The 24348-nt window shown below is 64.5% G+C and carries 20 protein-coding genes; 10 read left to right on the top strand and 10 right to left on the bottom strand.

What is annotated here, in order from left to right:
• Positions 1 to 10 precede the first annotated feature (10 nt).
• Positions 11 to 1339 carry a phospholipase D family protein gene (locus F6X61_RS10955; RefSeq protein ID WP_153786661.1) on the bottom strand — a complete coding sequence of 443 codons (1329 nt, stop codon included), beginning with the start codon at positions 1337 to 1339 and terminating at the stop codon, positions 11 to 13.
• A gap of 189 nt (positions 1340 to 1528) precedes the next feature.
• Between F6X61_RS10955 and F6X61_RS10950 the strand changes: the two genes are divergently transcribed.
• The 7 genes from F6X61_RS10950 to F6X61_RS10920 all read left to right on the top strand — a co-directional run bounded on the left by F6X61_RS10950 (position 1529) and on the right by F6X61_RS10920 (position 9645).
• Positions 1529 to 2746 carry an AGE family epimerase/isomerase gene (locus F6X61_RS10950; protein WP_153786660.1) on the top strand — a complete coding sequence of 406 codons (1218 nt, stop codon included), beginning with the start codon at positions 1529 to 1531 and terminating at the stop codon, positions 2744 to 2746.
• A gap of 117 nt (positions 2747 to 2863) precedes the next feature.
• The gene (locus F6X61_RS10945) at positions 2864 to 4150 is read left to right on the top strand and encodes an ABC transporter substrate-binding protein (protein ID WP_153786659.1); all 1287 of its coding nucleotides are present in this window, start codon (positions 2864 to 2866) and stop codon (positions 4148 to 4150) included.
• Positions 4151 to 4294: 144 nt separating this feature from the next.
• Positions 4295 to 5203, top strand: a complete 909-nt coding sequence (locus tag F6X61_RS10940; protein ID WP_153786658.1) for a carbohydrate ABC transporter permease — start codon at positions 4295 to 4297, stop codon at positions 5201 to 5203.
• On the top strand, positions 5196 to 6041 hold the full coding sequence (locus F6X61_RS10935) for a carbohydrate ABC transporter permease (RefSeq protein WP_153786657.1): 846 nt from the start codon (positions 5196 to 5198) through the stop codon (positions 6039 to 6041). Before F6X61_RS10940 ends, F6X61_RS10935 begins: the two co-directional genes overlap by 8 nt.
• A 3-nt stretch (positions 6042 to 6044) precedes the next feature.
• Positions 6045 to 7193: an ABC transporter ATP-binding protein gene (locus F6X61_RS10930; RefSeq protein WP_153786656.1), complete on the top strand. Its 1149-nt coding sequence runs from the start codon at positions 6045 to 6047 to the stop codon at positions 7191 to 7193.
• A 185-nt stretch (positions 7194 to 7378) separates the two neighbouring features.
• On the top strand, positions 7379 to 8671 hold the full coding sequence (locus F6X61_RS10925) for a carbohydrate porin (RefSeq protein WP_223277228.1): 1293 nt from the start codon (positions 7379 to 7381) through the stop codon (positions 8669 to 8671).
• Positions 8672 to 8790: 119 nt separating this feature from the next.
• Complete coding sequence (locus F6X61_RS10920; RefSeq protein WP_153786655.1) at positions 8791 to 9645, top strand: D-hexose-6-phosphate mutarotase; 855 nt, start codon at positions 8791 to 8793, stop codon at positions 9643 to 9645.
• On the opposite strand, the gene hexR is transcribed toward F6X61_RS10920, so the two are convergent.
• Positions 9638 to 10501: a DNA-binding transcriptional regulator HexR gene (gene hexR / locus F6X61_RS10915; RefSeq protein WP_178125804.1), complete on the bottom strand. Its 864-nt coding sequence runs from the start codon at positions 10499 to 10501 to the stop codon at positions 9638 to 9640. The genes F6X61_RS10920 and hexR overlap by 8 nt on opposite strands.
• Positions 10502 to 10716: 215 nt before the next feature.
• Here hexR and zwf point away from each other — a divergent pair, with 215 nt between their 5' ends.
• The 3 genes from zwf to F6X61_RS10900 are packed head-to-tail and all read left to right on the top strand — an operon-like array spanning position 10717 to position 13578.
• Positions 10717 to 12186 (top strand): glucose-6-phosphate dehydrogenase, encoded by a 1470-nt coding sequence (zwf, locus tag F6X61_RS10910; protein ID WP_153786654.1) that lies wholly within the window; start codon positions 10717 to 10719, stop codon positions 12184 to 12186.
• A complete protein-coding gene (gene pgl / locus F6X61_RS10905; protein ID WP_153786653.1) occupies positions 12173 to 12886 on the top strand; it encodes a 6-phosphogluconolactonase in 714 nt (237 codons plus the stop codon). The genes zwf and pgl overlap by 14 nt, the downstream gene beginning before the upstream one ends.
• Positions 12887 to 12903: 17 nt before the next feature.
• Complete coding sequence (locus F6X61_RS10900; protein WP_153786652.1) at positions 12904 to 13578, top strand: bifunctional 4-hydroxy-2-oxoglutarate aldolase/2-dehydro-3-deoxy-phosphogluconate aldolase; 675 nt, start codon at positions 12904 to 12906, stop codon at positions 13576 to 13578.
• Between the two features lie 145 nt (positions 13579 to 13723).
• On the opposite strand, the gene F6X61_RS10895 is transcribed toward F6X61_RS10900, so the two are convergent.
• The 8 genes from F6X61_RS10895 to xseA form a co-directional block, all read right to left on the bottom strand.
• Positions 13724 to 15088: a hypothetical protein gene (locus F6X61_RS10895; RefSeq protein ID WP_153786651.1), complete on the bottom strand. Its 1365-nt coding sequence runs from the start codon at positions 15086 to 15088 to the stop codon at positions 13724 to 13726.
• Positions 15089 to 15092: 4 nt separating this feature from the next.
• Positions 15093 to 16325: a DUF6384 family protein gene (locus F6X61_RS10890; protein ID WP_153786650.1), complete on the bottom strand. Its 1233-nt coding sequence runs from the start codon at positions 16323 to 16325 to the stop codon at positions 15093 to 15095.
• Positions 16326 to 16335: 10 nt separating this feature from the next.
• Complete coding sequence (locus F6X61_RS10885; protein ID WP_153786649.1) at positions 16336 to 17367, bottom strand: DUF6384 family protein; 1032 nt, start codon at positions 17365 to 17367, stop codon at positions 16336 to 16338.
• A complete protein-coding gene (locus F6X61_RS10880; RefSeq protein WP_153786648.1) occupies positions 17364 to 18506 on the bottom strand; it encodes a merozoite surface protein 3b in 1143 nt (380 codons plus the stop codon). The genes F6X61_RS10885 and F6X61_RS10880 overlap by 4 nt, the downstream gene beginning before the upstream one ends.
• Positions 18503 to 19807 carry a hypothetical protein gene (locus F6X61_RS10875; RefSeq protein ID WP_153786647.1) on the bottom strand — a complete coding sequence of 435 codons (1305 nt, stop codon included), beginning with the start codon at positions 19805 to 19807 and terminating at the stop codon, positions 18503 to 18505. Before F6X61_RS10875 ends, F6X61_RS10880 begins: the two co-directional genes overlap by 4 nt.
• Before the next feature lie 209 nt (positions 19808 to 20016).
• Positions 20017 to 21690, bottom strand: coding sequence for a 2-isopropylmalate synthase (leuA, locus tag F6X61_RS10870; RefSeq protein WP_153786646.1), 1674 nt, complete (start codon positions 21688 to 21690; stop codon positions 20017 to 20019).
• 412 nt (positions 21691 to 22102) lie between these two features.
• Positions 22103 to 22930 (bottom strand): M23 family metallopeptidase, encoded by an 828-nt coding sequence (locus F6X61_RS10865; protein WP_153786645.1) that lies wholly within the window; start codon positions 22928 to 22930, stop codon positions 22103 to 22105.
• A 3-nt stretch (positions 22931 to 22933) separates the two neighbouring features.
• On the bottom strand, positions 22934 to 24313 hold the full coding sequence (xseA, locus tag F6X61_RS10860) for an exodeoxyribonuclease VII large subunit (protein WP_153786644.1): 1380 nt from the start codon (positions 24311 to 24313) through the stop codon (positions 22934 to 22936).
• Positions 24314 to 24348: the final 35 nt, after the last annotated feature.

Raw genomic sequence — 24348 nt, 5'->3', positions numbered from 1 at the left:
TTCTTGGGGATCAAAGTGTGGTCCGATATTCCCGGTTCACTTCATAAAGGTTGGCGTATGCGGCCCCAAGTTCAGACTGAGTAAACAGAGGCTTGTACCTTTCTTCGAGCATGGTGTGTTCCAAGCTCAGTTCCAGCTCATTCACCTTTGCCAAGGACTTGAGGCCTTTACGCAGTTCGTTGCGCGCCGTCTCCCAGACGCGGGAAGGCTTGATCAGGCGTCTGGCTACCTCGACGGCATTGTCTTCGGCAAGCAGCGTCAGGATCGAAGCACTGATATATCCGTTCGAATGCGCAATATCCATGTTACGGCGCACCACGGCATCGAATTCTTGCCGAATGCTGTCCAGGTCGGTGGCTTCGGGGGCTGGATGTGTTTCGGGCTTGCGCATTTGCCGTTCGACCTCAGCCAGAAAATCGGGCATCAGAGGCAGCGTCGGTGCGACGTACCACGGGTCTTCTAGCCAGAGGAAGGCTTTGAACCGTTCCTGCTTCAGGGTGGCATACAAGGCAGCCACTACAGAAGGGGTCAGTTCGAATGGTGGTGGTACCGCAGACCTGTCATTGCGCTCCACGGCAAGTCTGCTGTAAGTCTCGTCCAGTGCGCCGTTGGAATAAACCTCGTCGATCCGCATCCAGTAGGGTTTCATTCGGAGGCGAGGGTAGCCTTTGCGATCCGACGGCCAGCACAGTATCCACTTGTCTCGTTCGATTTCTTCGTCATCTCGAAAGGTCATGGTCTGCTCAATGATAGAGCTGTCCACGACGTCTTCGTTGTAATCGACTTCCCCGCTAACCCCACATATGTAGACGTTGTCGGCGAAGGGCAGGAATGTCGACAGACTCTCATCTTCCCCTTCAGCCCTTATCACGCCGGTCCTCATGGCTTGCCCCCACAGTGTGTGGAGCGTCTTGAGGCGCGTACTCTTTGCTTCGACATTGGGGTAGTTCGCATTTGCCTTGTTCAGGTAGCTGTCGAACAGCTGACGAAGTTCGTCAACTGCCTGTTCCTCCGTCACAAGGTAACCGGCTTCCTCAAGCCCTTCTGCGCTCAGCCCGTTGGCAGTGAGGTTGAAGCTGCCCAGGGCTGCTGCGTCTTTGCCCAGATACAGTTTGGTGTGGAGGTTGTCTAGGAAGTGCACCCTTTCCCAACCAAGCTGGCTGACCAGTGCAGAAATTGCGAAGGGATTGGAGCCGATGGTTGGCGACAGGATGATTTCCTGCAGGTGATCGGTCGAGAGGTAGTCGCGCCAGTCTTTGCCTGCATAGGCAACCGCCACTTGCCGAGGCGCGATCTCGCGCAGCGCTTGTTTGATCCCACTTCCGTGCAGCAGTTTCATTCACATGTCCTGTGTAAGTATCAACGTTGATTGCATAGTGCCATCCTCCCATGCTGGCGTCATCCGGGTGAGCCGTTCTCAAAGGGGCCGAAGGGAATGTCTCGGACTGGTGACAATTGCACCGGCCTTTGTGACATGCCACCCAGGACGGCTGGCTAGAATCGGCTGACAACTACAAGGAAGACGCCAATGACCCGCAGCTGGCTCGATTCCCCCGCACACCACGCCTGGCTTACCACCGAAGCCTTGCGCCTGCTCGATTTCGCCAGGGCCGCACGCCTGCCCCAGGGCTTCGGCAACCTCGATGACGATGGCCGCCTGCCCCGTTGCGCCCTGGCCGAGACCATGAACACCGCGCGCATGACCCACAGCTTCGCCCTGGCACATATCCAGGGTGTCCCGGGTTGCCGCGAGCTGGTCGAGCATGGCGTCGCCGCCCTGCAAGGCCCGCTGCGCGACCAGGAGCATGGTGGCTGGTATGCACAGCCCGAAGGCCACGGCGACACCGGCAAGGCCGCCTACCTGCACGCCTTCGTCGCCCTGGCCGCAAGTTCCGCCGTGGTGGCGGGCGTCAGCCAGGCCCAGGCACTGCTGGACGCTGCGGTCCAGGTCATCGAGCAGCGCTTCTGGTGCGAGGAGGAGGGCGCCCTGCGCGAGTCGTTCTCCCGCGACTGGCAGCAGGCAGAAGCCTACCGCGGCGCCAACAGCAACATGCATGGCGTCGAGGCGTTTCTCGCCCTGGCCGACGTGACCGGCGACAGGCTGTGGCTGCACCGCGCCCTGCGCATGGTCGAGCGCCTGATCCTTGCCCAGGCTGCCAGCGACGGTTTGCGTGTCACCGAGCATTTCGACGGGCACTGGCAGGCACTGCCCGACTACAACCGTGACAACCCCGCCGACGGCTTCCGTCCCTACGGCACCACGCCCGGCCATGCCTTCGAGTGGGCACGGCTGGTGCTGCACCTGGAGGCGGCCCTGCAACGGGCGCAACTGCCTGCGCCCGAGGCCTTGCTGACGGCCGCCAGGGGCCTGTTCGACAGTGCCTGTCGCCATGCCTGGCAAGCCGACGGTGCCCCGGGCCTGGTCTACACCCTGGATTGGCGCGACCGCCCGCTGGTGCGTGAGCGCCTGCACTGGGTGCATGCCGAGGCCTGCGCCACCGCTGCCGCCTTGCTGCGGCGCACTGGCGAGCCGCGCTACGAGCAGTGGTACCGCTGCTTCTGGGACTTCATCGCCACGCATTTCATCGACCGCGTACACGGCAGCTGGCACCACGAACTGGACCCGACCAACCAGCCCAGCGCGCGCATCTGGGGCGGCAAGCCTGATCTCTACCACGCCTTGCAGGCACTGCTGCTGCCGCGCTTGCCTCTGGCGCCGAGCCTGGCCACTGCGCTGGCTTTGTAACCAAACGCTGACATTCGCGCATCCGTTCGTTACCTGGCGCCGGGTGCGAGGTCCTTACACTCACTGCAAAGCAAGCGACAGTCTTGTCACGCATAACAACAAGAAAGGTATTCCCCCATGCATTCGACGCTTCGTCTCGCCGCCGCGATTTCGTTCGCTTCCCTGTACGCCCTCAATGCCCATGCCGCCGATGCCAAAGGCAGCGTGGAAGTTGTCCATTGGTGGACTTCCGGCGGTGAAAAAGCCGCCGTGGATGTGCTCAAGGCCCAGGTCGAAAAAGACGGTTTCACCTGGAAGGACGGTGCGGTTGCCGGTGGCGGCGGTGCCACCGCGATGACCGTGCTCAAGAGCCGCGCAGTGGCCGGCAACCCGCCCGGCGTGGCGCAGATCAAGGGGCCGGATATCCAGGATTGGGCGTCCACGGGATTGCTCGATGCCGATGTGTTGAAGGACGTGGCCAAGCAAGAGAAGTGGGACAGCCTGCTTGACAAGAAAGTCGCCGACACCGTGAAGTACGATGGTGACTACGTGGCCGTGCCGGTGAACATCCACCGCATCAACTGGCTGTGGATCAACCCCGAGGTGTTCAAGAAGGCCGGGATCGACAAGGCGCCGACCACCCTCGATGAGTTCTACGTAGCCGGCGACAAGCTCAAGGCCGCCGGTTTCATTCCGCTTGCCCACGGTGGCCAGCCCTGGCAGGACAGCACCGTGTTCGAAAGCGTGGTGCTCTCGGTGATGGGCGTGGAAGGCTACAAGAAGGCCCTGGTCGACCTCGATGAAAAAGCCCTGACCGGCCCCGAGATGGTCAAGGCGCTGACCGAACTGAAGAAGGTCGCCACCTACATGGACCCCGACGGCAAGGGCCAGGACTGGAACCTGGAAGCCGCCAAGGTGATCAACGGCAAGGCCGGCATGCAGATCATGGGGGACTGGGCCAAGAGCGAGTGGACCCTGGCCAAGAAAACCGCCGGCAAGGACTACCAGTGCGTGGCGTTCCCCGGCACCGACAAGGCCTTCCTCTACAACATCGACTCGCTGGTGGTGTTCAAGCAGAAGGACGCCGGCACCGCGGCGGGCCAGCAGGACATCGCCCGCAAGGTGCTGGGCGAGGACTTCCAGAAGGTATTCAGCACCAACAAGGGCTCTATCCCGGTGCGTAACGACATGCTCGCCGACATGGGCAAGTACGGCTTCGACGCCTGCGCCCAGACCTCCGCCAAGGACTTCCTGGCCGACGCCAAGAGCGGCGGCCTGCAGCCGAGCATGGCGCACAACATGGCCACCACGCTGGCCGTGCAGGGGGCGTTCTTCGATGTGGTGACCAACTACATCAATGACACCAAGGCTGACCCGGCGGATGCGGCGAAGAAGCTCTACGCCGCAGTCAAAGCCGCCCAATAGCCAACGCCGAGGCTGGCGAGATCCCTGTGGGAGCGGGTTTACCCGCGAACACCGGCATAGCCGGTGCCAGACACCGCAGTGTCTGCTTCGCGGGTAAACCCGCTCCCACAGGTGATGTTTTTACCCTTCTTCAGGTGTGAAATCATGACCACAACAACCGCCCGCCTGCGGGCCTCACCCCTGGACGCGCTTCAGCGCTGGCTGCCAAAACTGGTGCTGGCGCCGAGCATGTTCATCATCCTGGTGGGGTTCTACGGCTACATCCTGTGGACCTTCGTCCTCTCGTTCACCACCTCGACCTTTTTGCCCACCTACAAATGGGCCGGGCTTGCGCAATACGCGCGGCTGTTCGACAACGACCGCTGGTGGATGGCGAGCAAGAACCTGCTGCTGTTCGGCGGTTTGTTCATCGCCATCACCCTGGCCATCGGCGTGTTGCTTGCCGTGCTGCTGGACCAGCGCATCCGCCGCGAGGGCTTCATCCGCACGATCTACCTGTACCCCATGGCGCTGTCGATGATCGTCACCGGCACCGCCTGGAAATGGCTGCTCAACCCCGGCATGGGCCTGGACAAGCTGCTGCGCGACTGGGGTTGGGAGGGCTTTCGCCTGGACTGGCTGATCGACCCGGACCGGGTGGTCTACTGCCTGGTGATCGCCGCGGTGTGGCAGGCCTCGGGCTTCATCATGGCGATGTTCCTCGCCGGCCTGCGCGGGGTCGATCAGTCGATCATCCGCGCCGCGCAACTGGATGGCGCCAGCCTGCCGCGCATCTACTGGACCGTGGTGCTGCCCAGCCTGCGCCCGGTGTTCTTCAGTTCGCTGATGATCCTGGCGCACATCGCCATCAAGAGCTTCGACCTGGTCGCGGCCATGACCGCCGGCGGCCCCGGCTACTCCTCCGACCTGCCGGCGATGTTCATGTACGCCTTCACCTTCAGCCGCGGGCAGATGGGCATGGGCTCGGCCAGTGCGATCCTGATGCTCGGCGCCATCCTGGCGATCATCGTCCCCTATCTGTACTCGGAGCTGCGGGGTAAACGCCATGACTAGCCGCCTCGACAAACCCGCATTGAGCTTCAGCCGCATCGCCATCCACGCCGTGCTGCTGCTTGCCGTGCTGCTGTACCTGGTACCGCTGGTGGTGATGCTGTTGACCAGCTTCAAGACCCCCGAAGACATCAGCACCGGCAACCTGCTGAGCTGGCCAACGGCATTCACCGGCATCGGCTGGGCCAAGGCCTGGGCCACGGTCAACGGCTACTTCGTCAACTCGGTGCTGATCACCGTGCCGGCGGTGCTGATCTCCACCACCATCGGCGCGCTCAACGGCTACGTGCTGTCGATGTGGCGCTTCCGTGGCTCGCAGCTGTTCTTCGGCTTGCTGCTGTTTGGCTGCTTCCTGCCGTTCCAGACGGTGCTGCTGCCGGCCTCGTTCACCCTCGGCAAGCTCGGCCTGGCCAGCACCACCAGTGGCCTGGTGCTGGTGCACGTGGTGTACGGGCTGGCCTTCACCACGCTGTTCTTTCGCAACTACTACGTGAGCATCCCCGATGCACTGGTCAAGGCTGCGCGCCTGGATGGCGCCGGGTTCTTCACCATCTTCGGGCGGATCATTCTGCCGATGTCGACGCCGATCATCATGGTCTGCCTGATCTGGCAGTTCACCCAGATCTGGAACGACTTCCTGTTCGGCGTGGTGTTCTCCAGCGGCGACTCGCAGCCGATCACCGTGGCCCTCAACAACCTGGTCAACACCAGCACCGGGGCCAAGGAATACAACGTCGACATGGCCGCGGCGATGATCGCCGGGCTGCCGACGTTGTTGGTGTACGTGATTGCGGGCAAGTATTTCGTGCGCGGGCTGACCGCCGGCGCGGTAAAGGGGTAAGTCATGGCAACGCTCGAACTACGCAACGTGAACAAGACCTACGGCACCGGTTTGCCGGACACGCTCAAGGACATCCAGCTGGCGATCAAGGACGGCGAGTTCCTGATCCTGGTCGGCCCCTCGGGCTGCGGCAAGTCCACTTTGATGAACTGCATCGCCGGCCTTGAGAACATCAGTGGCGGTGCGATCCTGATCGACGATGAAGACGTCAGCGGCATGAGCCCGAAGGATCGCGACATCGCCATGGTGTTCCAGTCCTACGCGCTGTACCCGACCATGAACGTGCGCGACAACATCGCGTTCGGCCTGAAGATCCGCAAGCTGCCCCAGGCGGCCATCGACGAGGAAGTGGCGCGGGTCGCCAAGCTGCTGCAGATCGAGCACCTGCTGGGCCGCAAGCCCGGCCAGCTGTCCGGCGGCCAGCAGCAGCGCGTGGCCATGGGCCGGGCCCTGGCGCGGCGGCCGAAGATCTACCTGTTCGACGAGCCGCTGTCGAACCTCGACGCCAAGCTGCGGGTAGAGATGCGCACCGAGATCAAGTTGATGCATCAGCGCCTGAAGACCACCACGGTGTACGTCACCCACGACCAGATCGAGGCCATGACCCTGGGCGACAAGGTGGCGGTGATGAAGGACGGCCTGATCCAGCAGTTCGGCACGCCGCAGCAGATCTACAACGATCCGGCCAACCTGTTCGTCGCCAGCTTCATCGGTTCGCCGCCGATGAACTTCATCCCGGTGCGCCTGACCCGCCAGGACGGCCGGGTGCTGGCGCTGCTCGACAGCGGCCAGGCGCGCTGCGAACTGCCGCTGGGGGTGGATGCCGATGCGCTGGACGGGCGCGAGGTGATCCTGGGTGTGCGCCCGGAGCAGATTTCGCTGGGGGGCACGGAGGGTAACGGCCTGCCGGGTATCCGCGCCGAAGTGCAGGTGACCGAGCCCACCGGGCCGGACCTGCTGGTGTTCGTCACCCTCAACCAGACCAAGGTCTGCTGCCGCCTGGCGCCGGATGTGGCGTGTCGGGTGGGCGACAGCCTGAACCTGCAGTTCGACCCGGCGCGGGTGCTGCTGTTCGATGCTGCCAGTGGTGAGCGGCTGGACTTGGCCGCTACCGCGGTGAAAGACAACGTGGCCCGCTTCAAGGGGCGTTGATGTGGGAGCGGGCTTGCCCCGCGATAGCGATGGTTGGGCTGAAATCGCATCGCGGGGCAAGCCCGCTCCCACGGCCTGCAAGGGCTCGACCGTTAAACCGTTCTGTTAATAACAAGAAAAGAGGACGCAAAGGGATGGAACAGCGCAATCGCATCAGGACATTGGGCTCGCTGGCACTGCTGGCCATGGTCGGCAGCAGCGGGGCCCAGGCTGCCGAGGCTTTCTCGTCGGAATCGAAATGGATGACCGGCGACTGGGGCGGCACCCGCACCGAGCTGCTGGACAAGGGCTACGACTTCACCCTCGATTACGTCGGCGAGGTGGCCGGCAACCTGCACGGTGGCTACAACGACGACAAGACCGCGCGCTACAGCGACCAGTTCGCCCTCGGCGCGCACCTGGACCTGGAGAAGATCTTCGGCTGGCACGATGCCGAGTTCAAGCTGGCGATCACCGAACGCAGTGGCCGCAACCTGTCCAACGACCGCATCAGCGACCCGCGCGCCGGGCAGTTCAGCTCGGTGCAGGAAGTCTGGGGGCGCGGCCAGACCTGGCGGCTGACGCAGATGTGGGTCAAGCAGAAGTACTTCGACGGCGCGCTGGATGTGAAAGTCGGCCGCTTCGGCGAAGGCGAGGACTTCAACAGCTTCCCCTGCGACTTCCAGAACCTGGCGTTCTGCGGCTCGCAGGTGGGCAACTGGGTGGGTGGCATCTGGTACAACTGGCCGGTCAGCCAGTGGGCCCTGCGGGTGAAATACAACATCACCCCGGAATTCTTCGTCCAGGTCGGTGCCTACGAGCAGAACCCTTCGAACCTGGAGACCGGCAACGGCTTCAAGCTCAGCGGCAGCGGCACCAAGGGCGCGATCCTGCCGGTGGAAGCGGTGTGGTCGCCCAAGGTCAACGGCCTGCCGGGCGAGTACCGCCTGGGCTACTACTACAGCACCGCCAAGGCCGACGATGTGTATGACGACATCAACGGCAACCCGCAGGCCTTGACCGGGCAGGACTTCAAGTCGCACTCCAGCAAGCATGGCTGGTGGGTGGTGGCGCAGCAGCAGGTGACTGCCCACGCCAGCGATGCCAGCCGTGGCCTGAGCCTGTTCGCCAACTTCACCGTGCACGACAAGGCCACCAACGTGGTCGACAACTACCAGCAGGTCGGCCTGGTCTACAAAGGCGCCTTCGATGCCCGGCCCAAGGACGATATCGGTTTCGGCGTGGCGCGTATCCATGTCAACGACGACGTGAAGAAGCGCGCCGAGCTGCTCAACGCCCAGTCCGGCATTACCGATTACGACAATCCAGGCTTCGTGCCGCTGCAACGCACCGAGTACAACGCCGAGCTCTACTACGGCTTCCACGTCACCAATTGGCTGACCGTGCGGCCGAACCTGCAGTACATCAAGAGCCCGGGTGCGGTGGACGAGGTGGACAACGCGCTGGTCGCTGGGTTGAAGATTCAGTCGTCATTCTGAGACGAATTGTTGTAAATTTACGCCATCCATTTTCGGCCTTCCGCTAACCACTGGTCTGCAGTGGTTGGCGGGTACGGGTCGAGACAGCGCTATCTCGAACAACAAAAGAGCTTGGAACCATGGCAGAACATCCGCTACATCGCTTCTTCACCTCGCAACGGCCGAGGCCGACCTTCGAGTGGGAGCGTTACCAGCAGCGCGATGTGCTGATCATCGACCACCCTCGCTGCCAGGCGGTGTTCAGCCGCCAGGGCGGGCAATTGCTGCACTTCCAGCCCACCGGTGAAAAGCCCTGGCTGTGGTGCGCCGAGCAGTGGCCGCAGGTTGGCGCCATCCGCGGTGGCGTGCCGGTGTGCTGGCCCTGGTATGGCCGCCATCCCAGCGAGGACCTGTGGCCGGCCCATGGCTGGGCGCGGCTGCTGGACTGGAAGCTGGTGGACAGCCGTGAGGACGAGCAGGGCGTGACCCTGAAGTGGCGCCTGGACCTGTGCGACTGGCAGGTCGACCTGCATGCGCGCCTGGGCGCCAGCATGGAATTGAGCCTGAGTACCGAGCACCAGGACAGCGAACCCTGCCAGTTGAGCCATGCGCTGCTGGCTTACTGGCGGATCAGTGACGTGTCGAAGATAGCGCTGTCTGGGCTTGAGGATATCGAAGGCTACGACCGCCTCAACCGCCAGGCTTGCCGCGAAGACGGCGCGTTGAAGCTCAAGGGCGGTTGCCAGAAGGTCTACCCCGGCACGCCCAAGGTGCAGTTGCAGGACCCGGCCTGGCAGCGCGAGCTGTGCATCGACACCGGTGACAGTGACGACACCGTGGTCTGGCACCCGGGCAACCGCCCGCTGATGGGTGTGAGCGGGCGCGAGTGCCAGGGTTTCGTCTGCGTCGAGGCGGCCAGTGGCAGCGACGAGGGCCTGAGCCTGAGGCCGGGTGAACGTGCGCACCTGCGGCTGCAGGCGCACCGCCTCAGCTGAGGTCGTCGTCCTCGATCGGGTAGCGGCTGGCGTTGAGGCTTTCCTTGATCTTGCGCAGGTGCGGCTGGAAGTCCACGCCGCGGCGCAGGGTCATGCCGGTGGCGAGCACGTCGAGCACGGTGAGCTGGATGATCCGCGAGGTCATCGGCATGTAGATGTCGGTGTCCTCCGGCAACGGGATGTGCAGGCTCAGGCTGCAGGCCTGGGCCAGTGGCGAGCCGGCGGCGGTCAGGCCGAGCACCGAGGCGCCGTTTTCCCGCGCCACGCGCGCCACCTCGACCAGCTCACGGGTGCGCCCGGTGTAGGAGATGATCACGAACAGGTCGCCGGTGTGGGCCACCGAGGCCAGCATGCGCTGCATCAGCACATCGGCATGGGCCGACACGGCAAGGTTGAAGCGGAAGAACTTGTGTTGCGCATCGAGGGCCACCGGGGCGGAGGCGCCGAGGCCGAAGAAGTGGATCTGCCGGGCCTGGATCATCATGTCCACGGCGCGGCTGACCTGCTGTGGGTCGAGTTGCTGGCAGGCGCTGTCGAGCGAGGCGATGGCGCTGCCGAAGATTTTCTGGGTGTAGGCCGCCGGATCGTCGTCGGCCTCCACAGCGCGGCTGACGTAGGCCGCGCCGCTGGCCAGGCTCTGCGCCAGTTGCAGCTTGAGCTCGGGGTAGCCGTTGACGCCGAACGAGCGGCAGAAGCGGTTGACGGTCGGTTCGCTGACCGAGGCCGCCTGGGCCAGCGCGGCGATGCTGAAGCGGGTGGCTTGTTGCGGGTTGAGCAGGATGACTTCGGCGACTTTGCGTTCGGCCTTGTTCAACTCGTCCAGGCGGCCCTGGATCTGTTCCAGGAGGTTACGCACGCGGTCCATGGGGTGTCCTTGGTCGGCTCTAGGTGACAGCCGGCTGGCGGGGCAGCAGGCTTTTTGCAGTGTTGTGTATCCTACTGGCGGTGAGATTGTCACACCACTGGGTTGTAATAGATGTAGATAATGTTGTGGTTTTTACTACATTAGGCCTTGAAAACCCGCTTTGAAAGCGGTATTCCTAGCTCAACTTTAATAAAAGAACCAACATCATGGCTGCGATCAGTGTCGAACCTTGCACCTTTGCCCTGTTTGGCGCCTTGGGCGACCTGGCATTGCGCAAGCTGTTTCCCGCGCTCTACCAGCTCGACCGTGCCAACCTGCTGCACCCGGACACCCGGCTGCTGGCCCTGGCCCGTGAGCCGGGCACCACGCAGGAGCACCTGGGCACCATCGAGGCGCACCTGCGTCGCCACGTCCCCGACGCGGACATCGACGCCGTTGCCCTGGGTCGTTTCCTCGAACGCCTGAACTACCTGCACGTGGACTTCGTCCAGCCCGAGGATTACCAGGCCCTGGTCGAGCACGCGCCAGCCGAGCTGCCACTGATCGCCTACTTCGCCACGGCCGCCGCCGTCTATGGGGCGATCTGCGAGAACCTCGACAAGGCCGGCCTGGCGCCGCGCACCCGGGTGGTGCTGGAAAAACCCATCGGCCACGACCTGGAGTCGTCGCGCCGGGTCAACGACGCCGTGGCGCGCTACTTCCCGGAAAACCGCGTCTATCGCATCGACCACTACCTGGGCAAAGAGACGGTGCAGAACCTGATCGCCCTGCGCTTTGCCAACAGCCTGTTCGAAACCCAGTGGAACCAGAATTCCATCTCCCACGTGGAAATCACCGTCGCCGAAAAGGTCGGTATCGAAGGCCGCTGGGGCTACTTCGACAAGGCCGGCCAGCTGCGCGACATGATCCAGAACCACCTGTTGCAGCTGCTTTGCCTGATCGCCATGGACCCGCCCAGCGACCTTTCCGCCGACAGCATCCGCGACGAGAAGGTCAAGGTGCTCAAGGCCCTGGCGCCGATCACCGGCGAGGGCCTGAGCACTCGCGTGGTGCGTGGCCAGTACATCGCCGGCTACAGCGACGGCAAGCCGGTGCCGGGGTACCTGGAAGAAGACAACGCCAACGCCCAGAGCGACACCGAAACCTTCGTCGCCCTGCGCGCCGACATCCGCAACTGGCGCTGGTCGGGCGTGCCGTTCTACCTGCGCACCGGCAAGCGCATGCCCGGCAAGCTGTCGCAGATCGTCATCCACTTCAAAGAGACGCCGCACTACATCTTTGCCCCGGAACAGCGCTTGCAGATCGGCAACAAGCTGATCATCCGCCTGCAGCCGGACGAAGGCATCTCGCTGCGGGTAATGACCAAGGAGCAGGGCCTGGACAAGGGCATGCAGCTGCGCAGTGGGCCGCTGCAACTGAATTTCTCCGACACCTGGCGCAGCGCACGGATTCCTGATGCCTACGAGCGCTTGCTGCTGGAAGTGATGCGCGGCAACCAGAACCTGTTCGTGCGCAAGGACGAAATCGAATACGCCTGGAAATGGTGCGACCAACTGATCGCCGGCTGGAAGACCAGCGGCGATGCCCCCAAACCCTATGCGGCCGGTTCCTGGGGGCCCATGAGCTCGATTGCACTGATCACACGTGATGGGAGGGCCTGGTATGGCGATATCTGAACTGCAACTGCCGGCGAGCGTGAAGGCGCATGCGCTGGCCGATTCCAACACCCTGGCGGCGACCCTGGCCCATGACGTGGCCGAACGCCTGCGCCAAGCCATCGCCAGCAAGGGCCAGGCCTGTGTGGTGCTGTCCGGCGGGCGCAGCCCGGTGCCGTTCCTCGAGCAGCTGGCGGCTCAAGTGCTGGACTGGTCGAAGGTGACCGTGAGCCTGGCCGACGAGCGCTGGGTGCCGGTGGAGCATGCCGACAGCAACGCCGGCTTGCTGGGCCGTCACCTGCTCAAGGGCGCGGCGGCCCAGGCACGCTTCATCGGCCTCTACCAGGCTGCCGCCAACCTGGAAGCCGCTGCCGAGCAGGCCGACCAGGTACTGGCCGACTTGCCGCCGATCGATGTACTGGTGCTGGGCATGGGCGACGATGGCCACACCGCCTCGCTGTTCCCGGCCAGCCCCAACCTGCGCCAGGGCCTGGCCAAGGTGGGTGAGCGCCGCTGCCTGCCGATGCTGGCGCCCAGCGTGCCGCACCAGCGCCTGAGCATGACCCGCGCGCTGCTGGCCAGCGCCGCTTTCACCGCCTTGTCCGTGCAAGGGGCAGGCAAGCTCGCTACCCTGCGCGCCGCACTGGCGGGCAACGACCTTACCGAAATGCCGATTCGCGCTTTTCTTCACGACCCCCTGAGCATCTACTGGTGCCCATGAGCCAAGGATCCACAGTCATGACCACCCTCGAACGCCCACAGCCTTTGCTCTCGATGGCCGAGAAAGCCGAACGCATCGACGCGATCTGCGCCAAGGCGCGCATCCTGCCGGTGATCACCATCGCCCGCGAGCAAGACATCCTGCCGCTGGCCGACGCCCTGGCCGCCGGTGGCATCCGTACCTTGGAAGTGACCCTGCGCTCGGCGCTGGGCCTGAAGGCCATCCAGGTACTGCGTGAGCAGCGCCCGGAGCTGTGTGTCGGTGCCGGTACCGTGCTCGACCGCAGCATGTTCGCCGCGGTCGAGGCCGCAGGCGCGCAGTTCGTCGTCACCCCGGGCATCACCCAGGACATTCTCGAGGCCGGCGTTGAGAGCGACATCCCGCTGCTGCCCGGCATCAGCACGCCGTCCGAGATCATGATGGGCTACGCCCTGGGTTACCGGCGCTTCAAGCTGTTCCCGGCCGAGATCAGCGGCGGCGTGGCGGCGATCAAGGCATTCGGTGGCCCGTTCGGTGACATCCGCTTCTGCCCCACGGGCGGGGTGAACCCGGCCAACGTGCGCAACTACATGGCACTGCCCAATGTGATGTGCGTGGGCGGCACCTGGATGCTCGACAGCAGCTGGATCAAGAACGGCGACTGGGCCCGTATCGAGGCGTGCAGCGCCGAGGCGATGGCGCTGCTGGACTGACCGATTTCGTTGTGTGCTACACGGCTTGTGGGGCGCTTGGTCGGCGCCCCTTTTTTTTGCCTGGGCCCAATCGCGGGGCAAGCCCGCTCCCACGGATACACCACTAGCAGCGTGGGAGCGGGCTTGCCCCGCGATGTTTCGCCTGTCAGAAACTGCCAGTGGTGCGGAACCCACCGCCGCCGGAGCTGCGACTGGACGAGAAGCCACCGCCGCCGGAGCTGCCGCTGGTACGAAAGCCATCGCTGCTTGAACCGCCGGACGATCTGCCCGTGCTGTGCGTGTTGTTGCCGCGATGCCTTGGGGCAACATACTCGCGGCCTTCATCGAGACGTTTTTCCACGGCTTGCTGGTCGAGCAGGCCGCTCATGTAGTCGGCAAGCACCTGCTCGATCGGCGGGCTCAACTGGTACTCGTGGCGCGGATCGCTGAAATGATCGTTGCGCAGTGCGTATTCCAGAGCCTTGGCGCGGTCGTAAAGGCGACGCTTGCCCAGTGCTTGGTCCTGCAGGCCGTGCAGACGTTGCTGGATTTCCCGCAGGCGGGCATGCAGCAGCTGCAGGTCATTCACCAGGACATCGTCATGGGGGCTGGGGGTCTTCGCCGCTTCGGCGATCAGTTCGGCCAATGGCCGAGCCTGGAGCTGGTCGGCGATGCCCTGGCGAATCTGTTGCAGATACGGATCGCGCTTCTGGGCGTAGTCGGTCAGTTGGGCCTGCAGTGAGCGGGCCTGGGCCTTGCCCTCGCTCAGCAGCGTGCCCAGGCCTTGCTCCTCGACCCGCAACGCTGGCATGCCGAAGGTATTGCGGGCCTTGTCCAGCTGTTGCCGGTGCTGTGCCTGCAGTTGCTCGCGGGCTTCGCCGAGGGCCTGGCGCAGTGTCTCGTTGCGTGCCTGCATGCTCAGCAGGATCTGCTCGTTGGCGTAATTGACGCGAAAACCGACCCTGCGTGCGAGGTAGTTGTCGAACGCGCGCTGGAACAGACGCGGGCGGTACTGCTCGGTGCCGTAGTGGTTGGCCTTCAGGAAACGGTACAGCGGGTTGCTGTTGTAGCCTTGCAGCTTGCTGGCGCACTCGTCGCGGATTTCATCGTAGCTGGCATGGGCTTGCTGTTCGGCCTGGAGGGCTGCGTCCAGTTGCTCGCTCAGCTGACGCACGGCCGGATCCTGTTCGAGCAGGTCCTGCGACTGGCTGTCCAGGCGATCAAGGTTGCTACGCACCGCCCGCAGCGCTTCCAGCCTGCGGGCGATGAGCCCTTCGACGTCTTCGAGCTGCTGGGTGAGCGCGGCATGGGTTCGCTCGCGTTGTTCGAACAACTGCCGGGTCTGCAGGTCCCGCATCGGGTCGATCCTGAGCTGCAGGCTGGCAATGTCGGCCAGTTTCGAGCTGATCAGGTGTTCGAGCCGGGTTTGCTGTTCGGTTTCTGCATACAGCGCCCGTTCGGCCTCGCGCAGCTGTTGCTCGGCCTGGCGCGTATTGCTTTCGAGCGCATTGCCGAGGGCGGTCGGGGTCATGGCGTCACCATTCCAGGATCATGTCGGGAGCGGGGCTGGTGCGCTGGTTGAAGCGCAGGGTCAGGCTATTGGCCGGTTTTTCACCGATCAAGCGCTGGCTGATGTGGCCATCGTCGAGTTTGTCCTGGCGGACCCTGAGGTATTCCTCGTAGCTGACGCGCACGCCGAAGCGCTTGGCCCAACGAGTCGTGCCGTCCTCCACGCTGGTCACCGGGGCGAAGGCCGGCTTGCCGGTGCTGTCCAGCGGCTCGACGATCAAGTACCAGCTCTTGCCGCGCAGGCTGTTCTCGCTGCAACCGGTCTCTTCATAGCAGCGCTCCACGCCGGACTTGATACCGGGGCGATCGATCAGTTCGATCGTCAGGGGCTCGGCGGCGAAGTCCAGGTAGTCCTTCAGCGCTGCAAGTGTGTTGTCCGCCTTTTTCAACCGTAGCCTGGCAATGTCCTTCCCGACCGACTCGGCCCAGTTCGTCATATCCAGGCGCTCGGCCGCAGGCAATGGCATTGCCTTCAGGCGATCGAGCAAGTGGCGTTGGAGGTCGAGGCTGGCGTAGACGTGATCCACGCGATTGAGCCTTTTTCTGGCGCTTTCCAGATGCTTGCGCGGTGTCGACAGCTGCAGTTGCGCCATCTGGATGCGGGTCTGGAGCTGGGCGCGGTTTTCACGGGTGATCGGGTCCGGGCGATCCAGGGTGTAAGGCAGGTTGGTGCTGGGCAGCAGAGGGTCGATTTTCGCAACCAGCGCCGCCACCACGGGTTGCGGTTGTTGTTCCAGGCGCGCCTTCACCCGTTCAAGCCGTTGTCGTTGCACGGCAATGTCGTCGTTCAACTGCTCACCGATCCTGGCCAATCGGTCGGCGCTTTGCCCCACTTTCGTGTTCAGGGCCGTGTCTACCAGGTGGGCGATGCCCAGGCCAAGGGCGCAGGCCATTGCGCCGCACGCTGCCCAGATCATCAGCTTGCGGTGGGCCATGGCCAGGCGCGCCAGCAGGCGTTGCGCGAAGTTCAAGGTGGGGGCCTCGAACATCAGCCGGCGCGAGAAGAACGCACGCACGCCTTCCTCGACCTGGGCGTCCTCGTAGTGGATGCCGTTGCTCTGGTAGTAGGCGCGGATCCGCTCGGCCACCTCGGCGCGGCGCCGAGTCAGGTCAAGGTGGTCCTGCAGTTCCATGTCCCGGTGACGCAGTTCGTCGACCAGGGCCATGGCTCCCATCTGTTCGGAAAGTGAGACGGTCATTGGCGGCCTATCAGAAGCTGGCGGAGATGATGTGCTGGCTGGTGTCGGCCGGATTGTCGTAGGCGCCACCGACGAGGGCGCGACTGTCGAACTTGCGGGCCATGCTGTAGGCATCCTTGCTGCCGATGACCGGTTTATCGACGCGGCCCGTGGCCTGCTTGGCCTGCTGTGCTTGCAAGTACTGCGCGTGACTGACCTGTACGCCGAGGGTGTCGGTAAGTGCGATATCACCGGTGCGGCCGTTGGCGAGTGGCATCGTCACTACCTTGCCTTGCGGGTCGCGTGCCTGGAATGCCAGGAACCATGCCTTGCCGTCTTCGCTGTCTGGCTTGCACGCCGAGGTCTTGCGGCAGCGTTCGTAACCAGACATCTGGCCGGCGACGTCGGGGATGCGCAGTTGCAGTTTTGCCTCTGTGAAGTCGGCATACACCTGCAGCTCGCGCAGGGCCCGGATGGCTTTGGCCGGCCCATGGTCGGCCACCAGCGCGCCAGTGGAGCGGGCGAACGGCAGCAGCTTGGCGCGCACGTCATCCGGCAACGGCATGGCCTCCAGGCGGGCCATCAGCGCAGTGTATTGGTCCAGGTGAGCCTGGTGCGCGGCCCGGTCCGCCTCCGGCGTCCAGGCTGGCGCCGCCGTCCCCAGGCCGGTGTCGGTAGCCTTGGTGGCGGTGGCCGCTTGGCTGGGCGCGGCGGGTTGGAGCAGGTTCACCGCCAGCAGGGCGCCGCCCAGCAGCGCAATCCACACCAGCACCCAGGCCAGCAGGCTGCGGCGCAGGAACACGCCGGCCAGCAGCCGGCGAGGCCAGGCCAGCGTCGGCGCCTCGAACACCAGGCGGCGGGCGAAGAATTCGCGCACGCCCTGCTCGATCAGTTTGTCGTCGCAGGCGATGCCCTGGCGCTGGTAATAACCACGAATGCGTTCGGCGACTTCCGCGCGGCGCCGCGGCAGGTCCAGGTGCTCCTGCACCTGGCGCTGCTGTTGGCGCAGCTCGTCGACGAGGGCCATGGCCCCCATCTGTTCGCTGAGCGAGCCGTTGCTCATTGCGCGGCCTTGGTCAGCAAGGCGGCGAAGGCGCGCTTGGCATCTTCGACGGCGGTGGAGATTTCCAGCGCGGCCTTGCTCGATTCGGCGCGGTAGGTTTCGGTCAGGCCTTGCATGTCGCTCTGGAAGTCCAGGGTGGCCAGGGCCAGGGCGCGGACCGAGTCGACGCGAATGGTCGAGCCATAGCTGGCCTTGACCGCGGCGCCGAGCTGCTGGTTGCCGATTTCGCCCAGGGCTTCGAGGCCCTTGCTGATGCCGTCGGTGGTGGCGTTGAGGGTGTGGGTGGCCTCGGCCATGCCCTGGTTGGCGGTGAACGACACGGCCAGGCTGGTCAGCACCACTTCGTTGGTGGAGAAGAACGAGACCATGCGCTGGTACTGGCGCTCCTTGACCACGTGCACCTGGCTGATGCGGGCGAACACCAGTTCGGCGGTGTTGTAGCCGACCCGCAGGTCGTCGGCGATGTCCTTGACGATCTGGTAGCGCTTGTCTTCGTTCTGCAGGGCGCGCACCGCTTCGTCGCGTTGCAGCTCCAGCGCGGCGCGTTGGGCCGGCTCCTGGTTGGCGGCCGCGGCCACCGTGGCGTTTGCGGTGTCCAGGGCAGTGGTGCATTCCTGCAGCGCCTGGCCGGCGATGGCCAGCACCTGCTGGGCGTCCACTTCGGCGGTCTTCATGGCCAGGCGGAAGTCCATGTACGACTCGAGAATCAGGCCCTCGCGGGTGATCTGGTCGCTGGCGGCCTTGCACACATCCAGGTAGTGCTTGCGGATGTCCTCGAAACGGCTCGGGATCGAGCCGCGGCGCAGGTTCATCCAGGCCATGCTGAGGCGTTCGAGGGTGTCCAGGCGGCCATCGTCCATCCACGAGGCCATGGCCGACGCATCCTCGCGAATCGAGGTGAAGCTGTCGGTGATGTCCATGTAGCGGTGCGAGATGTCCATGCCGGCGATCTGCTCGCGCACGGTCTGGTTGAACACCGTGGCCTGTTGCAGCACGGCAGCGATACCGGTGACCCGCTGGTTGTCGTAATGGGCGACCTTGTCCAGCAGGACCATCACCGGCGCCTGTTGTGCCGGTTGGCCGAAGGTGATGCCGAGTTTGCGCAGGCCGTCGAGGGCGCGTTCCAGGTATTGGCTCATGGTTGTCCTTGCATGAGGGGGCGGTCGGAAAGGGTGGTGTCCGGGTTGCCGGGGAGCAGGCGCAGGGCGCTGATGGTGCCGAGCACGGTATTGAGCGTCTGGGCCCTGTTCATGTACTCGACGATCAGTTGCCCGTAGTTGGTGTCGTCGCGGTACTGATCGGCCAAGGGGTAGCGCAGCTGGCAGGGGCAGTCGTCCAGGCTGGTCTGGGTGTGGCAGTTGCAGTTGCAGTCGCTGGCGCAGCCGGCGTCGCCACGCAGGCGCCTGCCCAGCGCGGACTCCAAGGTGCATGCCTGTTCGTACACTTCCCTGGCCTGGCCGACGCGCTGGCTGGCGCTGTCCAGGCGCCGGCGCAGCTCGTCGAGCTCCTGCTGGAAGCGGGTGGCCTGCGGGGAGCCAATGGCTGCCCACTGGGCGAGCGCCTGGTTGAGGCTGTCGGTCTTGAGTTCGTACCTGAGCCAGCGCAGGGCATCCTGGCTGTCGCCGTCGGCGCATTGTTCGAGCAGGTCGATGTCCTGGCGCACCCGCTTGAGGTGCTGCTGGGCGGCGATCACCTGGCGTGCCAGGGTTTCGGTCTCCTGGCTGAGCGGGCCCAGGTCAGCGGCAGGCAGGCTGCTGCGCAGCAGTGCGGTCAGTTGCCGTTCGAGCTCGGCAATTTGCTGGTCACAGGCGGCCAGGCGGGTGGCGTCCTGTTCCAGCATGGCGAGCAACAGCTGTTCGTTCTGCCGGTTGCTGACGAAGTTGCACTGCCGGGCGAGCCAGTCGTCCATGCGCCGTGACAGTACATTGCGTCGGTAGTGTTGCGTGCCGTATTGGCGCAAGCGCAGGTAGGTATAGATCCGGTGCTGGCTGTAGGCCGCCAGTTTGCCGGTGCATTCATCCACCAACGGCTGGTGGTCGGCGGCGATGTGCTCGCGCTTTTGGCGGGCCTGTTGCAGTTGCTGCTGGCCCTGGCGCAGCGCAGGGTGCTGGCGCTGTTCGGCGAGTGCGCGGCTGTGACTGGCGACGAGCCGCTCCTGGGCCTGACGGAACAGGGCCAGTTGGTTGTCCAGGCTGGCGTTGGCCTGCTCCAGGCGAGTGAAGCCATCGTCTTCGCGGGCTTGGCGCTGTTCGAGGATCTGGCGAATCTGCGCAGCCTCGAAGGCGCTGTCGCCGATGTCATAGAGCTCACAGAGGATGCGGGCCTGCAGGTGCAGGTGCTGGTGGTGCAATTGCGCGCAGTTGCGCTGTTCGAGAGTCAGTCGGCGCAGGTAGTCGCGGCTGTTGTCTTCGGCGAGCGCTGCGAGGGAGCCAGGGGTCATGGGGCGAAGCATCCGTGTCCGAGTGTCTGTGTCGATACGTGAACGGATGAGTCCACTGGCCGTCATCCGTGATCGAAGCGGTGGAAGTTCGGCAGTATAACCATGATTGAAGGCAAAATGATGGCGTTGTCCGACGCACCTTGCTGGATATTCCGGGCATAAAAAAACCCGCATCCGAGGATGCGGGTTTGCAGGCGAGCAGGGCGGGTTTACGCCGCCTTGGCTTCCTGTTGGCTCAGGGAGCGGTTAAGCGCGCTGAACAGTGCCTTGAAGCTGGCGGTGGTGATGTTCTCGTCGATGCCCACGCCGTGCACCGGGCGACCGCCCGCAACGCGCAGCTCGATGTAGGCCGCGGCCTTGGCGTTGGTGCCGGCGCCGATGGCGTGCTCGTTGTAGTCCATGATTTCCACGGCTACCGGCAGGCCGGCCACCAGGGCTTCCAGGGCACCGTTGCCTTTACCGTGCCAGTGCAGGGTGGTCTCGCCTTCACCGGAGACTTCCACCTGCACGTGGCTGCTGCCGTTCTCTTCCTGCAGGCGGTGGCTGACCAACGCGTACGGCGCATTGGCTTGCAGGTATTCCTTTTGCAGCAGGGTGTAAATCTGCTTGGCGGTCATTTCCAGGCCCAGACGGTCGGTCTCACCCTGCACCACCTGGCTGAATTCGATCTGCATGCGGCGCGGCAGGCTGATGCCGTATTCCTGTTCGAGCAGGTAGGTGATGCCGCCCTTGCCCGACTGGCTGTTGACGCGGATCACCGCCTCGTAGCTGCGGCCGATGTCGGCCGGGTCGATCGGCAGGTACGGCACTTCCCACAGTTCGCCTTCCTGCTGCTTGGTGAAACCTTTGCGGATGGCGTCCTGGTGCGAGCCGGAGAAGGCGGTGTGGACCAGGTCGCCGACGTACGGGTGACGCGGGTGCACCGGCAACTGGTTGCACTCTTCGACGACCTTGCGCACGCCGTCGATGTCGGAGAAGTCCAACTGCGGGTCGATGCCCTGGGTGTAGAGGTTCAACGCCAGGGTCACCAGGTCGACGTTGCCGGTGCGCTCACCGTTGCCGAACAGGCAGCCTTCGGCACGGTCGGCGCCGGCCATCAGGCCCAGCTCGGTGGCGGCAATGCCGGTGCCGCGGTCGTTGTGGCAGTGCAGGCTGATGACCACGCTGTCGCGGCGGCTGACATTACGGCAGAACCATTCGATCTGGTCGGCGTAGATGTTCGGCGTGGCGACTTCGACGGTGGCCGGCAGGTTGAGGATGACCTTGTGCTCGGGGGTCGGGTTCCACACCTCGATCACTGCGTCGCACACCTCTTTGGCGAATTCCAGCTCGGTGGCGCTGAAGGTCTCTGGCGAGTACTGGAAGGTCCAGTGGGTTTCCGGCTGCTGGGCAGCGTACTTGACGAACAGCTTGGCGGCGTTGACCGCGATGTCCTTGACGCCCTGCTTGTCCTGGTTGAAGACGATGCGGCGGAACGACGGGCAGGTGGCGTTGTACAGGTGGACGATGGCCTTCTTGGCGCCGCGCAGGGATTCGAAGGTGCGGGCGATCAGGTCTTCACGGGCTTGAGTGAGCACCTGGATGGTGGTGTCGTCCGGGATGTGGCCGTCTTCGATCAGGGTGCGCACGAAGTCGAAGTCGGTTTGCGACGCGGACGGGAACGAGGCTTCGATTTCCTTCACGCCGACCTGCACCAGGGTCTTCCAGAACCGCAGCTTCTTCTCCGAATCCATCGGCTCGATCAGCGACTGGTTGCCATCACGCAGGTCGGAGCTGCACCAGATCGGCGCCTGGGTGATGGTTTTCGACGGCCAGGTGCGGTCGGGCAGGTCGATGGTCGGGAAGGCGCGGTATTTCTTCGAAGGGTCTTTGAGCATGGTCATGGAAGCAATCCTTTTATGTGCGGCCGAAATCGGGCCTGCCAAACGATAACGAGATGAAAAGGCGAGGCGACGCGATTCACCCTGGTAGTCGTGCACTGACCAGGCAGAGGCTGCGGTGTTGTCGGAGAAGGATGAGGGTGCTGAAGGTTTTCATGTGCTCAACCCTAACCAGTGGGGTGGGGGATGGCAAGGCTTCAGAAAAAATTGAGAGGAATGCTTAAAAAAACAGGATTGGCGAGATTTTATGGCTGGCTGTTGTTTGATTTGTTTGTATCGTTGCGCAGTATTTTTGGATGGCGCAAGACATGGGCGTTGCGGGTGGCAGTGCTGGCCTCTTCGCGGGTAAACCCGCTCCCACAGGTGTCACTGTGCCTGTGGGAGCGGGTTTACCCGCGAATGGGGGATGCCGATTTCAAGGCTGGAACGCACCAATGAAAATCGCCGGATCCACCCGCGCATCATTGAGGCTGACGTTCCAGTGCATGTGCGGCCCGGTGGCGCGCCCGGTCGAGCCCACCCGCCCGACCACCTCGCCACGGCGCAGCACCTGGCCTGGCTTAACGTCGATCTTCGACATGTGGCAGAACATGCTGATGAAACCCTGGCCATGGTCGACGAACACCGTGCGGCCATTGAAGAAGTAATCGCCCACCAGGATCACCTTGCCATTGGCCGGGGTCTTGATCGGCGTGCCGGCGGGCACGGCGAAGTCCAGCCCGGCGTGGGGATTGCGCTCTTCGCCATTGAAGAAGCGGCGCACGCCGAACTTGCTCGACAACGGGCCATTGACCGGTTTGTCGAGGATCAGGTTGCTCGGCAGCGCAGGGCTGAAGCTGCGGTAGGCCTTCACCTGCTCGGCCAGTTCGCGCTCGATGCGCTTGAGGTCGTCGGGCTCTGGGTTGACCTGGCGCTTGTTCTTCAGGGTGATGTGCTGCTCGGGGTACTTCTTGCTGCCGACGGTGAAGGGCAGGGTGCGGCTGCCCTGGGTGAGCACGGCGTTGCCGGGCTTCTGCGTCAGCGGGATGCCGACGATGGCCAGCCAGGTGTCCTGCTCCTTGACCACCAGCACCGGCTTGCCATCGAAGCGGGCGCTCGGGGCGCTGGCCGAAGGGCCAAGGTCGACCACCGCGACGCCGCCGGGCACCGGCTTGTCGAGGGTGCGAGTGATGTAGCTGGCCTGGGCTGCGGTGACCGGCAGCAGCAGGAACAGGGCGAGCAGGGGGGCGAACAGGCGGGGCATGTGTCAGTCCAGTAGCGAAAGGGTGACCGGAGTCTGGTGGTTGTCCTCGACCCGCACTTTGAGTTCGCCTTCATTGAGGCGTGCGGTCAGGCGCTGGCCGTTGTGGGTCTGGGCGGCGCTGCGAATGGCCTGGCCGCGCTCGTCGAGCAGGATGCTGTAGCCGCGGGCCAGGGTCGCCAGCGGGCTGACCACCTGCAGGGTCTGCAGTTGCGCCTGGAAGCGCTGGCGACGGTCCTTGAGCACTTCGCGCATGGCCCGTGGCAGGCGTTCGCCCAGGCTGTCCAGGCGTTGCTTGAGCAGCTTCAGCGAGCGGCCGGGGTGTTGCGCGGCCAGACGGGTGTCGAGACGGCCCAGGCGCTCATGGCGGCGTTGCAGGCTGAGCATGAAGGCGCGGCGCATGCGCATGTCCAGGTCATCCAGGCGCTGGGCCTGCTGGCGCAGGCGTTCGCCCGGGTGGCGCAGGCGCCGGGCCAGGCCTTCGACGCGCAGGCGGTCGTGGGCCAGGCGGTTCTGGATGCGCAGCAACAGGCGCCGCTGCAGGCTGTCGAGGCGCTGCTGCAGGCCGCTGCTGTCGGGGGCGAGCAGTTCGGCGGCGGCCGACGGGGTGGGGGCGCGCACGTCGGCGACGAAGTCGCTGATCGACACGTCGGTCTCATGGCCCACGGCACTGACGATGGGCGTCACGCAGGCCGCCACGGCGCGGGCAACGGCTTCTTCGTTGAAGCACCAGAGGTCTTCCAGCGAGCCACCGCCACGGGCCAGGATCAGCGCATCGAAGCCCTGGCGGTCGGCCAACTGCAGGGCGCGGACGATCTGCGCGATGGCCTCACGGCCTTGGACAGCGGTAGGGATGAGGTTCAGCTCGACCTGCGGCGCACGGCGACCGAACACGCTGATGATGTCGCGGATCACCGCGCCCGTGGGCGAAGTGATGATGCCGATGCGTTGCGGATGCACCGGCAAGGGTTGCTTGCGCTCGGTGCTGAACAGGCCTTCGGCGCCGAGTTTTTCCTTCAGGGCCTCGAAGGCCAGGCGCAGGGCGCCGTCACCGGCAGGTTCCACGGTGTCGAGGATCAGTTGGTAGTCGCCACGGCCTTCGAACAGCGAAACCTTGCCGCGCACCTTGACCGCCAGGCCGTCGCGCAGTGCCTGGCGCACGCGCAGGGCGTTCTGGCGGAACAATGCACAGCGAATCTGCGCGCCGCTGTCCTTGAGGGTGAAGTACATGTGGCCGGAGGCCGGGCGGGCGAGGTTGGAGATCTCGCCTTCCACCCAGACGCTGCGGAATACGTCTTCCAGCAGCACGCGGGCGCGGCCGTTGAGCTGGCTGACGGTGAGGACCTCGCGGTCCAGGCCGAGTCGTTCGAAGGGGTCTTTGATCATGGGGGCATGATAAGGGGGAGTGTGGGGGGATGCCA

The organism is Pseudomonas sp. EMN2 (assembly GCF_009650555.1).
Classification (GTDB): domain Bacteria; phylum Pseudomonadota; class Gammaproteobacteria; order Pseudomonadales; family Pseudomonadaceae; genus Aquipseudomonas; species Aquipseudomonas sichuanensis.
Note: the sequence above shows the minus strand (reverse complement) of the source record. Positions and strands in the feature narration are given on the sequence as shown.